The 12,261-nt window shown below is 71.0% G+C and carries 10 protein-coding genes and 4 pseudogenes; 5 read left to right on the top strand and 9 right to left on the bottom strand.

The genetic code is table 11. From position 1 onward, the window contains the following. Positions 1–35 precede the first annotated feature (35 nt). Positions 36–224, bottom strand: coding sequence for a hypothetical protein (locus tag ACWD4G_RS05605; protein WP_451290905.1), 189 nt, complete (start codon positions 222–224; stop codon positions 36–38). 62 nt (positions 225–286) lie between these two features. On the opposite strand from ACWD4G_RS05605, the gene ACWD4G_RS05600 reads away from it, so the two are divergent. After that, a complete protein-coding gene (locus ACWD4G_RS05600; RefSeq protein ID WP_451290904.1) occupies positions 287–1,465 on the top strand; it encodes a saccharopine dehydrogenase family protein in 1,179 nt (392 codons plus the stop codon). Positions 1,466–1,472: 7 nt separating this feature from the next. On the opposite strand, the gene mmpA is transcribed toward ACWD4G_RS05600, so the two are convergent. Continuing rightward, positions 1,473–1,637 (bottom strand): morphogenic membrane protein MmpA, encoded by a 165-nt coding sequence (gene mmpA / locus ACWD4G_RS05595; protein WP_451290903.1) that lies wholly within the window; start codon positions 1,635–1,637, stop codon positions 1,473–1,475. Between the two features lie 99 nt (positions 1,638–1,736). Continuing rightward, positions 1,737–2,981: pseudogene (locus tag ACWD4G_RS05590) on the bottom strand (MMPL family transporter); the annotation flags it as partial. Between ACWD4G_RS05590 and ACWD4G_RS05585 the strand changes: the two are divergent. Beyond that, complete coding sequence (locus ACWD4G_RS05585) at positions 2,902–3,189, top strand: hypothetical protein (protein ID WP_451291164.1); 288 nt, start codon at positions 2,902–2,904, stop codon at positions 3,187–3,189. The pseudogene ACWD4G_RS05590 and the gene ACWD4G_RS05585 sit on opposite strands and share 80 nt — an antisense overlap. 173 nt (positions 3,190–3,362) lie before the next feature. On the opposite strand, the gene ACWD4G_RS05580 is transcribed toward ACWD4G_RS05585, so the two are convergent. Beyond that, on the bottom strand, positions 3,363–6,374 hold the full coding sequence (locus ACWD4G_RS05580) for a glycosyl hydrolase (protein WP_451290902.1): 3,012 nt from the start codon (positions 6,372–6,374) through the stop codon (positions 3,363–3,365). Positions 6,375–6,645: 271 nt separating this feature from the next. Here ACWD4G_RS05580 and ACWD4G_RS05575 point away from each other — a divergent pair. After that, positions 6,646–6,750 (top strand): annotated as a pseudogene (locus ACWD4G_RS05575) (putative immunity protein); the annotation flags it as partial. A gap of 180 nt (positions 6,751–6,930) precedes the next feature. On the opposite strand, the pseudogene ACWD4G_RS05570 reads toward ACWD4G_RS05575, so the two are convergent. From ACWD4G_RS05570 to ACWD4G_RS05560, 3 genes and pseudogenes are all read right to left on the bottom strand, one after another. Further along, a pseudogene (locus tag ACWD4G_RS05570) lies at positions 6,931–7,110 on the bottom strand (IS1380 family transposase); the annotation flags it as partial. Between the two features lie 15 nt (positions 7,111–7,125). Further along, entirely contained in the window at positions 7,126–7,773 is a 648-nt protein-coding gene (locus ACWD4G_RS05565) for a transposase (RefSeq protein WP_451291145.1), read from the bottom strand. Positions 7,774–8,482: 709 nt separating this feature from the next. After that, entirely contained in the window at positions 8,483–9,379 is an 897-nt protein-coding gene (locus ACWD4G_RS05560; protein ID WP_451290901.1) for a phosphotransferase, read from the bottom strand. 461 nt (positions 9,380–9,840) lie between these two features. On the opposite strand from ACWD4G_RS05560, the pseudogene ACWD4G_RS05555 reads away from it, so the two are divergent. Continuing rightward, positions 9,841–9,951 (top strand): annotated as a pseudogene (locus ACWD4G_RS05555) (IS5/IS1182 family transposase); the annotation flags it as partial. Between the two features lie 72 nt (positions 9,952–10,023). Here ACWD4G_RS05555 and ACWD4G_RS05550 read toward each other — a convergent pair. Together ACWD4G_RS05550 and ACWD4G_RS05545 are read right to left on the bottom strand one after the other, a co-directional pair. Next, complete coding sequence (locus ACWD4G_RS05550) at positions 10,024–10,713, bottom strand: endonuclease V (protein ID WP_451290900.1); 690 nt, start codon at positions 10,711–10,713, stop codon at positions 10,024–10,026. A 142-nt stretch (positions 10,714–10,855) separates the two neighbouring features. Further along, positions 10,856–11,182 carry a plasmid stabilization protein gene (locus tag ACWD4G_RS05545; protein ID WP_451290899.1) on the bottom strand — a complete coding sequence of 109 codons (327 nt, stop codon included), beginning with the start codon at positions 11,180–11,182 and terminating at the stop codon, positions 10,856–10,858. 372 nt (positions 11,183–11,554) lie between these two features. On the opposite strand from ACWD4G_RS05545, the gene ACWD4G_RS05540 reads away from it, so the two are divergent. Further along, positions 11,555–11,971 carry an SsgA family sporulation/cell division regulator gene (locus ACWD4G_RS05540; protein ID WP_451290898.1) on the top strand — a complete coding sequence of 139 codons (417 nt, stop codon included), beginning with the start codon at positions 11,555–11,557 and terminating at the stop codon, positions 11,969–11,971. The last annotated feature ends 290 nt before the right edge of the window (positions 11,972–12,261 follow it).

Raw genomic sequence — 12,261 nt, 5'->3', positions numbered from 1 at the left:
AGCCCGCCCTCACCAGGCTCTCGCCACCGGGCTCGTCAAGCGCCCGGCTCGGCTATCAGCCTCTTGGGGGCGATCACCCGGGTCGGCGCGTGGGCGTGGGTGCCCTCGGCCGCGCCGGGAGTCCCCGGGGCGAACTCGCGCACCTTCTCCCACTTTTTCTGGGCGCTCTCGCGTACGACCACGGCCACCTCCGTATCCCGCGCGTTCGGCTGCTCGTTCCTCACGCTAGCCTCAGCCACCGACAACGGCGCGTGGACGGGGTCGTGGGCGAGTACTGAGGGGTGCCATGAGCAAGCGGGACACGGCGGATCGGGCGTACGACATCGTGCTCTACGGAGCAACGGGGTTCGTCGGAGAGCTCACCGCGGAGTATCTCGCCGCGCACGCGCCGAAGGGCCTGCGCTGGGCGATCGCCGGGCGCAGCGAGGAGAAGCTGGCGGCGCTGCGCGAGCGGCTGCCCGGCGGCGCGGAGATCGGCGTCCTGACAGCGGACGTGTCCGACCCGAAGTCCCTGCGCGAACTCGCCCTCCACGCGCGCGTGGTGGCCACCACCGTCGGCCCGTACATCACCTACGGCGAGGAGCTGGTGGCCGCCTGCGCCGACGCGGGCACCGACTATCTGGACCTGAGCGGTGAGCCGGAGTTCGTGGACCTGATGTTCGTACGGCACGACGCACGCGCGCGCGAGACCGGCGCGCGCCTGGTGCACGCGGCGGGCTTCGACTCGATACCGCACGACCTGGGCGCCTACTTCACGGTGCAACAGCTCCCGGAGGACGTGCCGATCACCGTGGACGGGTATGTACGGGCCTCGGGGATGTTCTCCGGCGGTACGTTCAACTCGGCGCTCACGGGCTTCTCACGGGTCCGGCAGACCGCCGCCGCGGCGCAGGACCGCAAGCGCCACGAGCCGCGCACGGTGGGCCGCAGGGCGTACGCGCCGGTGAGCGCGCCCCGGTTCGCGAAGGAGGTCGGCGCGTGGGCGGTGCCGTTGCCGACCATCGACGCGCAGATGGTGCGGCGCTCGGCGCGCACGCTCCACCGGTACGGGCCGGACTTCCGCTACCGCCACTACGCGGCCGTGAAGACCCTGCCGTTCGCGGTGGGCGGGGTGGCGTTCGTCGGCGCGGTGTTCGCCGCCGCTCAAGTGCCGCCCGCGCGGCGCTGGTTGGGCGACCGGCTCAAGCCCGGTGAGGGGCCGAGCGCTCAGAGGCGGGAGAAGAGCTGGTTCTCGGTGCGGTTCGTCGGCGAGGGCGGTGGGCGGCGGGTCTTCACCGAGGTCGCGGGCGGCGACCCGGGCTACGGCGAGACGGCGAAGATGTTCGCCGAGTCCGCGCTCTGTCTGGCCTTCGACGACCTTCCGGCGACGGCCGGTCAGGTCACGACGGCGGTCGCGATGGGCGACGCCCTGATCGAACGGCTGCGCACGGCGGGGATCACCTTCCGGGTGGCGGCTGCCCAATAGGCGGGAGCTACTGCGCCCAGCCCGTCAGTGTGTAGATCATCCCCACGGTCCAGGCCAGGCCGGCGATCACGGCGAGCAGCATGCCCGCCGTCACTGCGGGCTCGACGGACTGGGCGGACTCGCCGGCGTACGTGGAGTCGGCGGCGTACTCGGAGGCGTGGTGTGTCGTCATGCGGAACAGCCTTGCCGATCATGACGACACATCGCCATCCGTACTGATACTTAGTTACTACTTGAGTACAAAGCACGGACGCCACAGTGAAGGGCGCCGTCAGGATGAAGGCCGCTCCAGGGTCACCCTCGGCAGCAGTCGCGCCAGCGGCCCCGGCAGCCACCACGCCCACCGCCCCAGGAGTCGTATGACGGCCGGCACGATCAGGCAGCGGATGACCAGGGCGTCCAGGAGGACGGCCACCGCGAGGCCGCGAGCACCGGGTCCTCGGTCCACCAGCCGTGCTGGAAGACCAGCGTGATCGTGCCGAGCGCGGCGGCGACGGACAGCAGGTTGAGCAGGGCGGCCTTGAGCGGGATGAGGAGCGAGCGGAAGACGGCCAACAGCAGCAGGGCCGACAGCCCGACGACGATGGTCACGAACAGCGGCATGCGGGCGGCGACCGCGTCGGAGAGGTCCTGGGTGGCCGCCGGGGCCCCGCCGACCAGGTACTCGGCGCCGGTCTCGGCGCCCAGCCGGGGCAGGACATCGTCGCGCAGGGTGTGGACCAGACCGGCGGTGGCCTCGTCCTGGGGTGCGGTGGTGGGGTTCGCGATGACCGTGGACAGGGTGCCGTCGCGGGAGGGCAGCGGCGGGGAGACGGCCGCGATGCCGTCGGTCCCGGCAAGGGTGGCGCGCAGTCGCTCGGCGGCGGCATCGTCGCCCCGGCCGACGACGACGAGGGGGCCGTTGAAGCCCGGGCCGAAGCCCTCGGCGAGCAGGTCGTATGCCTGGCGGCTGGTCGTGGCGGGACCGTCGTTGCCCGCGTCGGCGATGCCCAGGCGCATCCCGAGGCGGGTGCGGACAGGGCGGGCAGCGGACGGCGTTGCACGGCCGAGGCCAGCGGCCGCCACCGCTCGCCCTCACGCGGCCCCGGGCGCGGTCCTTCCCGGCGCGCTTCAGGACCTGCCGTGCGATACGGGCGCCGAACAGTGCGAGCAGGGCGGGCAGCAGGGTCAGCGAGGCGGCCATGGTGACCAGCACGGTCAGCGCCACGGCCGGCGCGACGCCCTGAAGGGAGCCGAGTCCCAGCGCCACGAGCCCGAGCAGGGCGACGACCACGGTGCACCCGGCGAAGCACACGGTCCGCCCGGCGACGCCGAGCGCCGCACGCACCGCATGCTGCCGGTCGGCGCCCTCGATCAGCTCCTGCCGGTAGCGGTAGAAGATCAGCAGGGCGTAGTCGACGCCCACGCCGAGGCCGACGAGCATCATGATCGGCGGGGTGAAGTCGGCGACCGCGAACACCCGTGAGGCCAGCCCGATCAGGCCGATCGCACCGCCGACCGCGAACACCGCCGTCACCTTTGACGAGTTGGAAGGGTGGACACTCCATCGGCTCCGCCACAGTGCGTTGACGCACGACGCGGAGGACGGCACCTCAACGCCAAGGCTGCCGGCCCGCTCCCGCCACACCTCCGTGCGTTCCCTGGAACGGTACGCCCGGCCGGGCGTGGACGCCGTCGCCGCACAAGTCGCCCAGCGCGACCCAGCCGCACAACGCAAGGGCTGAAGATCAACTACTGGCGGCTTCCGCCCTTACTTCGGCGCACAACAGGCCGTTCGTGAACGCCGCAGGAGCCCTCAGGCAGGGCTCCTGCGAGAAGTCACCACCCGTGGGCCGACTGCACAGCAATGATCACCAGGCTGAGCACGGCAACCACGACCCCGGCGACGGTCGGCCCGTCACTCCACGAGCTTCTGCCGGTAGGGCACCAGCCGTACGGGACCGACGAGCCCGTAGGCCTGGCGTGCGGTCGTGCCGAACACCGTCGGCCGGGCGACCCTGAGGCGGTTGATGAGCGGTGTCGCCACCTCTACCTCTATCAGGTTGTCACCGGGCCGCAGCAGTGAGCCGACGTCGGCCACGGGATGGAGGCGGTCGACCGTGGCCAGGCGCGTGCCGTTGACGGTCACCCGGAAGGTGTCGCTGATCTGGCCGAGTTCCAAAAACGCGCCGTGGGAGGAATCCCAGTCGTCCGGGAGCGCGATGGTGGTGCGGTAGCGGCCGATGCCGGCGGAGTCGGCCAGTTCGGGGATCTGGGACCAGGGCAGGAGGGCGTCGAGGGTCAGGGCGCGGTGGACGCGTTCGGTGCGCGTCGGCCCGGCTCCCGGGAACCAGTCCTCGACCTCGACGTCCCAGCGGCTCGGCGTGATCGGTCCGGGCACGGCCGGGACGGTGGTGGTGACCGTGCGGCCCTGGGACAGGCGCGTGGTGTACGTACCCGCGGTGCTCGCCCGCACGGTCAGGCCGCCGCGGGCGAACAGCACCTGGTCGGCGTCCGTGGTGACGGCGTGCGGGCTGCTGCCGTGGCGGTCCGCGAACAGGCCGGGGCGGCCCAGGGCGACGATCACGGCCTGGCCGGGCTGGAGTGTGACACGGAGGGTGAACTCGTCGCCGTCCTCGGTGTACTGGGCGAGCCGTACGGCCGCTCCCGTCCAGGGGTCGAGCAGGTACGGCACCGTGGCGCCGCCGCCTCCGGTGCGGCGCAGGGTGATGTCGTGGTCGATCGGTGCCACGGGGGGTTTGACGGTCTCGGCGTGCTTGCCGTTGCACAGGTAGTAGAAGTCGGCGTCCTCGGTGACGCGGTGGGCGTTGAGCAGTGTGGACGCGGTCGCGTGGCGCACGTCCGGGGTGACGCCGAGTCCGGCGAGGGCGTCGCCGACGGCCGTCTTGTCGGTGACGCGGACGACGTTGGGCAGGGCCAGCAGCCGGGTCAGGGTCGCGCGCAGGCGGTCCGTCTCGTCCCGCGCCGGCACTCCCGGGGTCACCGCCTGGTCGAAGGCGCCGAGCAGGACCACGGGCAGTCCCGCCTCGGCCAGCTTGAGGATCTTGAGGGCGTCGGTCAGGGCCAGTGTGGGCGTGGAGCCGTAGAAGAAGTCGCCTTCGACGAACAGCGCCTTGTACGCGGGGCCGTCCGGGGCGAGGCGGCCGCGCGACACCGTCGCGTTCGGCAGGTCCAGCAGCGGGCCGCTGAGGAACTGGTGGGTCCAGCCGAGCGGGACGCCGGTCGAGGTGAACCAGGACGCGCCGATGCCCGTGGCCGTGTAGCCGGTCTGCCGGAAGACGGCGACGTCGGCCCTCGCGGTGCCGGCCTGGAGCACCAGGTGCACGCGTCCGAGGTAGTCGGCGATGTCCTCGGCGTGCCGCCAGGTGGGCTGCCGAGGGCCCCACGACTCGCCGTAGCCGGCGGCCCCGTTGTACGGGCTGAAGGCCGCGAACCCGGGCCACTCGGCCGTGGGGGCGGTCGCGTAGGAGAAGCCGTGCACGACTGTCTGGTTGACGCCGGCCGCGTAGGCGCCGCCCATGGTGCGCAGGAAGCGGTCCCAGGTCGTGCTGTACGCGGAGCCGTTGTACGCGCCCGCCTCGCAGGACAGCACGGTGTGCCCGGCCATGTCCCGGCCACCGGCCAGGGAGCGGTAGTCGTCGAGGTTCTTGAAGCCGAGGGACTCGCCCTCCGCGATGTCGAGCAGCGCGGCCGAGGCGATGGCGTCGGTCTGAAGGCCGTACGGCTGGGCGCGCAGGGACATGCCGAGGGAGCGCGCCCACTCGCGCAGGGCGCGTACGTGGTGGCGGTTGAACAGGCCGGACACGGTCTCCCAGAAGTCGTGTCTGATCTGCCGGGTCAGCTGCGGATCGAAGGCGAAGACCTGGTTGCTCTTGTTCAGCGCAATCGCCGGGAGATACGGCAGCAGGGGACGCCCTGTGTGCTGTTCGAAGGCCTCCGGCAGTCCCGGTGTCCAGGTCAGGCCGTCGGTCTCCAGCTCTATGGAGTCCTCGAAGAAGGCGCCGCCCGCGGCCTTCAGCAGGCTCCGCAGGGACGGCGTCAGCAGGTGGTCCTCCCAGTAACCGGTGACGGCGGCGGTGCCCGCCGCGCTGAAGTGGTCGACGACATGGGCGGCCGGTGCGGAGTGCGGGCCGGACTCGGGCTGCTGGGCCGAGCCGCGCTGCCAGTAGGAGATCAGCACCCAGTCGCCGCCCTCGGGCGCCGTCCACGACACGGCACCGTCACGGACGGTCGCGGTGAGGTCGAGGACGCTGGAGAGGTCGAGTCCCGTCTCCTTGCGGGTGGAGTTGGCGGGCTCGACACGGGCGGCCTGTACGGCGACGAGGTCCTGCCGGGTGACGCCGGAGGCCGCCTCGTGCAGGGGCGGCGGGACCGGGCCCTGGTAGGTGGCGCCACCGCTCAGCGAGGCCCGGCCGAGGACGAGTTCCTTGGCGGCCGCCTCGTCGTCGGGGGCGACGCCGGGGACGGCGGCGGGCCAGCTGGGGCCGAGGGTGAGGTCGACGGTCAGGCCGCGTCTCGCCGCGCGGCGCAGGGCCGCCTCGACGCCGTCCCGCCAGGGTCTGCTCCCCCACCCGTGGTGGGCGGTGTCGAGAACCGACTTGTCCTTGATGCTGTGGTGTACGGCGGCGATCTCGGCGCCGCCGAAGCCCGCGTCCGCGATCTGGTCGATCTCCCGGGCGATCTCGTCCGGGTCGACCAGGCCGTCCGGCCACCACCAGCGGAACTTGGGGCGCACGGAGCGGGGCGGACGGGCGAACCAGTCGGCGGTCGGCTCGCCGCCTCCGGTGCCGGGGAGTGCGGCCACGCCCGGCGCCACGGCGCCGATGGCTGCCACGGTTCCCGCCGTCAGTGCGGCGGCCAGTACTGTGCGCCGCGACACCCCGCCGCGCTGCGAGATCGGTTCGTGCATCAGTGCGTCCCAAGGATCGTGATGGACCAAACGGGTTGAATCGTTTCAATTTGGTTGGGTGTCGGAACGCTATGTCCCGGGTCCCCTGGTGGTCAAGAGGCCGACGGCAGGTGAGATGCGGCACAGTTCCATGAGGGAGAGAGAGCTGCTTGGCCTCCCGTTCGACGTACTCCCGGCGTAGCCTGCTCGGGAGCACGATGCGCCTGGTTCGGCTCCACACGCCACTGGGACGGGGAGAGAGCGACGAGGCGGTAGCTGCGGGGGGTGACGCGAGTGTCAGTGGCAGCGTGGGCAGCTCCCGGAGGCGATTCGTGAGCTGGTCCTTGACGATCAGCGATTGCGGAACGACAACCGCTGGTCGGAGTCCGACTGCTGAATACGCGTTAGCCGCGATCTTTCGCGAGGGTCCGCCGACGGCGTCGGTGGACCTTTTTGCTTTCCGGGGCTGGTTGTGGGCAGACCGACGACCCGGTTGTCGCGTCGAGTGGGCGCCGGTTTCCACTGCCCAGGGCGGGTGATGTTGTTGTCGGGACGGTGGGAAGCTACTGGTCAGCCGGGGGTCCGGGAGGGCGTGGAGCCGGTCCAGGGCAGCGGTGATCACGTCGGTCCAGGGCCAATGCCTGGCGAGGCGGAGGTAGCGGCATCGGCCGGTGGTGATGAACTGGCCGGTGGTGATGAACTGGTCGGCGGTGGCGAACAGGAGAAGCCGCAGCCGGCGGGGCTCCCAGAGCCGGGACGAGGTTGCCGCCGGTCACGACGAGGAAGCGAGTGAGACTTCCAGCGGGTGAACCCTGAGCGGCGGCGGGGCTGAGCGAGTGGAGTGCGCGAGGAATGCCGGTGCGCGAGCGACATTCAGCGCAGCCCGGTGAGCCGACTCGGTCACCGGGGTACGGGGGCAAGGGACGGTCCAGGGGCGCAGGCGGATACGCAGGGGCGGGGATGGTGGGGGTGGCGGGAGTTTGGGCTCACGCCGGTCGGCAACCGGCTTCGTCAGCCGACGCGTCATGAAAGTCATGACGGTCCGGGCCAGGTGAGCTTCGGCGTGTTGAGGCAGAGCCTCGGAGTCCCGGCAGTTGCGGCGAGCCCTCATGATCCAAGTGATCGATCGCTCCACCACCGACCTCTTGGGCAGCATGACGAAACCTTTGGGTTTGGGCCTGTTGACGGTTTTGAGGGTGAGGCGGAGGCGGTCCTTGGCCCAGGTGACGAGTTCCCCGCCGGTGGCGGAGTCGGCCCACACGAGGGCGACCTCGGGGTGAGCCAGACAAAGTCGGAAGAGGAAGTCGCGTGTTGCGTGCGCGTCGTGGATGTCGGCAGGGGTGGCCATCATCATCACCGGCAGCCCTCGCGTGTCCACGGTGAGGTGGCGCTCGCGCCCATCGCCTTTCCCCCGCGTTATACCTGGACGCCGTCTTCGGGGCGGTGGCGTCGGCCTTGACGGTTTGGGAGTCGACCACCGCCGTCACCGACCGTGGGTTCTTGTCCTCCCGCAACCGCACCTGCTCGTACAACTCGGCGCAGATCCGGGCCGTGACCCCGGCGGCCACCGACTCGAAACCTACGTGTCCCTGCTGCGTCTGCCTGTATCAAGCTCAGGCGCGACAGGAGAATCAAAGCTGTCGGAACGACGAACAGCGGACTGGTCAGGCTTGATGCCAGGTTCGTAAGGAAGCTGCGGTCGGCCCACCACTGATGTGCGTCGCCGTAGACCCCGAGCCCCACGCCAGCGAAGCCCAGCGGAACACAGGCGTACGTTGCTCGCCGAACCGCCATGGGGGTTTCCCGCCACCAGGCCATGACTTGAGCGACCCGTCCGGGCAGACTCACCATTGACGCCGTCCTCCCCTTCCGTTCACCCGCTGCACACGAGAGTAGTCACCACCAACGTGCGATGATCCGGCTGGCCTCGGGCGGTGGCCACCGGAGCCCGCACTGCCACGCACCGCCTGGCACATCCGCTCGTACCGGGACCACCGCGGCCGCCACCGCAGAACGCACGACGCGCAACCTCGGTGAGCTGGGCGTCCGGACGCGCTGCTATGGGGTGGATGGTCTTCCCGAGGGAATGCCGCAGAACTTGACCGAGGACAGATGTGGACCGCACCTGTTCATGGTCGAAGCCGGGCGAATGCCTCCAGCCGCCGCCGGTGGTAGTCGAGGTCCTCCTCGCCGTGCTCCATGCCTCGCGCCGCCGCCAGCGTGAAGTGGACGCTCTCGCGCCGCAGCCGGTGTCGCATCAGCTGCACCAGCGCCTCGTCGTTGAGGTTCTCGGCGGTGCCTCCGGCCTGCAGGTAGGTGTTGGCGAAGAGGCGTGCGTCCGCGATGTCCTTGCAGAAGTCATCTGTGAACTCCATTGCGGCACTGGCGACTTCCACCTCCGGCGGGGCCACCAGCGCCTCGTCCCAGTCGACAACGGCGATCAGCCGTGTCGGGTCGTCGTGCGAGGCGAGCAGGTTGCCGTGGTAGTAGTCGCCGTGCAGCGGGTGCCGCAGCCGGGCTCGTGCAGAGAAGTCCGCAAGCCACTTGTCCAGCTGCGGGTCGTGCAGTCGCGGATCGTCGTAGGCGGCCCGGCCGTCCAGCCCGGTCTGCGAGAAGCATGGCCGCGGCCGAGGCGGCAGTTCGGCCCCGGCCAGCGCCCGGTGCAGCCGGGCCAGCAGCCGCGCCGCCGGAGCCGACTCCGCTACCTCCTTCGAGGCCCAGACCCCATCGACATAGGGCCACAGCGACACCACTCGCCCCTCGATCCGTACCACCGTCGCCCCACCTCGGCCCGGCAGCGCCAGCGGTGCCACCGCCTCGGCACAGCCGCCGGCTCGCGCCGCCGCGGCGACGCGGTGGCACCACTCAGCCTCCGCCGGGTCCTTCTCGGTTGGGCCGACGCGGATCACGTTGTCGCCGACTCGCCAGGCGGCGGACTCCTCACCGCCGTAAAGACGCGAGGCCGGTCCACTGACTCCGCAAGCTCTGCGTGCCGCCGCCGTCAACGGCACCTCCGCGAAAACCATGATTGTTCTCCTGTCTTCCGTCCAGCCGTGGGGTCATCACCGGGTATCCATGCGCAACTCCCGGATGTACCAGCCGAGCCGTGTTCCGCCCTCGCCCTGCGCGTGCTTGCCGGGGGTAAAACCCGCCCACTGGGCGACCGTGGCAGATGTGGTGTTCTCCGGCGCTACCGGATGCCGAGAGCGCGGAGGGGCCCGGCCGTGTCCCACTGTTCCCGACAGTGCCGGATGCAGGACTCGACGCCCTCGCGCCTGCCGGCACCGCCGTTGAGCCGACGACCAGCGGCTCATCTCCTCCTGCGAGATGTCTCCGCATCGTCCAGGCACAGCCGGGACAGAGCGATGATCCCGTCGTGCAGCTGGACATCATGCATCTGGCGATTCTTGACGTCAGCGCTCCTTCACGCCATCGGATTCTGCGGGACGTCGCGCAGCGCCACTCCGCCACAAGAGATCATCTCGGGATGACTGGTGTGATCACGGCGTCGGAGCCATCCTGGACAGCCCCGTTCACCGGGCTGAGCCCGCGTCAGTTCAGCGAGCTGATCACCTCGCTGCGCCGCGAGGGCGCGGACCGAAGTCCTGAATGCCCGACGGCCGACGCACCAAGGCCGCACCCTCCCGCACCCGTGAGCGCTCACCCCGGCTCAGTCGGCCGACTCCCGCAGGGCCCGGCGGCAGAGGGTGTCCGCGCGGCGGGTGGACTCCGGGAGGCGGTAGTGCGGGGTCAGGGCGAGGGTGTGGGCGCAGGCGTTGTCGAGGGTCACCCGGTGGCCGACCGAGACGAAGACCGGCTTCACCCCGGCGCGGGTGCGCAGCGCGCGGCCCACCTCGTCCGTGCCGGCCAGGAGCGGGGAGGCGCTGCCGCGCGGGGTGTCCGGGTCGTCGTGGGTGAAGGTGAAGGGGTTCTTGGCGACGCCGATCGTGGGGAGCCCGGTGAGGACGCCGAGGTGGCTGGCGAGGCCGAAGCGGCGCGGGTGGGCGAGCCCGTAGCCGTCGCAGACGACCAGGCCGGGGTCGCACGGCAGCGCGTCGAGGGCGGCCAGCACGGTCGGGATCTCCCGGAAGGCGAGCAGTCCGGGGACGTACGGGAACGAGACCCGGCCAAGCGCGGTGGACTCGGCGACCACATCCAGGGTGGCCGAGTCCAGCACCACGGCCGCCGCCGCGACCACGTCCCGCTCGTCGTCGTACGCGACGTCCACACCGGTGACGTGTCCGCTGCCGGGCGGCGGCCCCGTCTCGTCCAGGACCACCCTTCCCCGCAACTCGTCCTGCACGGCAAGGGCTTCGTCCTCGGTGGCGGGCCAGCCCGCCGGGATGCGTACGGTCGTCATGGTGCCGACGAGCCTACGCATCCCCGGCCCGCACACGCTCCGCAGGGCACGGACTCCGCACCGACCTCAGGGCCCGGACTCCGCACCGACACCGCGCGGGGGCGGGGGCGGCACGGTGTGGCCAATGGCGGCCTCCCCATGGCTACTTGTCGCCGAGAGCCCGCTTGAGCTGGTTCTTGTTCATGTCCGAGCGGCCGTGGATGTTGCGCCGCTTGGCCTCCTCGTAGAGCTGGTCGTACGTCGGTCCCTGCGATCCCTTGCCGGAGCGCTGTCCGCCGCGCCTGCCCGAGGACATGTCCTGGGTGGACGTACGGCTGGCGGTCCTCGACTCGCCGGACCGGGCCCGTTCCTTGTTGACGGTGCGGGCGGCGATCTCCTTGGCGCGGGACTCGCTCTCACCGCGGTCCCGGGCGCTCTCCTTGATGTGCTCGTACTGGCGTTCCCGCTTGGGGCTCGACCCACGGGGCATGTCCGATCACTCCCTTCACGACCAGCCCCGAGTACCCACTTCCCGCGCGACCACTCCGTGCGCGTCGTGTGCCTCCCCGCCCCGACCTGCGCTTCCCGTGCGCCGGGCGGTGAGCGACTGCTCCGGGCCCTGCCCCCGTGCACCGCTCGGGCCCCCGCCCGACGGGCCCTGGCGCGGAACCGGCGGGCCCCTCGCGGTGTCCTCTCCGATATCCCGGAACCAAGGGACGAGCGAGGGATCACACCCGTGCATGAACTCGGTGACAGAGGTCACTCGAAGCCCATGTGCACTCTTCGGCCCGATCCGACGTCTCTCCCAGTGCCCGGCCCCAGTCGTCCGGAGTCCGTCCACCCGTAACAAGGGAGCAAGGCGTTGTCCACCGTCATCGAGCAGCCCGTAGAGGCCCGTCTCGTCGCCGCCGCGCCGCGGATGCCGAGCATTCCCGCCACGCTCCACTACGACCGGAGCGACCCCTTCGCCGTCCGCATGACCTTCCCCGCCCCGGCCACCCTTGAGGGCGTCGAAGTGTGCTGGACCTTCGCCCGCGAACTCCTCGTGACCGGCCTGGACGAGGCCGTCGGCCAGGGAGACGTACGGGTGCGTCCGTACGGCTACGACCGGCTGGTGCTGGAGTTCCACGCACCGGAGGGCACCGCCGTGGTGCATGTCCAGTCGAATGAGGTACGGCGCTTTCTGAACCGTTCGATCGAACTGGTGCCCCTCGGTCTGGAGCACCACCAGTTCGACCTGGACCACGATCTGGCCGAGCTGATACGGGACGCCTGTTAGGCTCTCCCGCTGCCGCCCCCACCGCTCAGGGGCGGTCGGCCCGAGGCTCGTCCCCCGCGCGCTCCCCGGCGCCGGTTTAATCCTTTGACAGCCCCGAAGGTCCCTCCTACCTTGTTCCACGGTCCTGTTGCCGTCGATTGGAGAAGGACGTTGCTCGTCTGAGGTCCTGAGCCACCGCGTCACACATCCGTGCCGTTTCCCGGCCGGTTCTGGTGTGTGCGTCGCGTGCGACCTCGGCGTACGAGCCGTCCCCCGGCAGCGGGCCTCTCTCTTTCGCCCTCGCGTTCCGC

It is taken from the genome of Streptomyces sp. NPDC002643 (assembly GCF_053592555.1).
The sequence above is the reverse complement of the archived record's forward strand: the minus strand, read 5'-3'. Positions and strand labels throughout refer to the sequence as shown.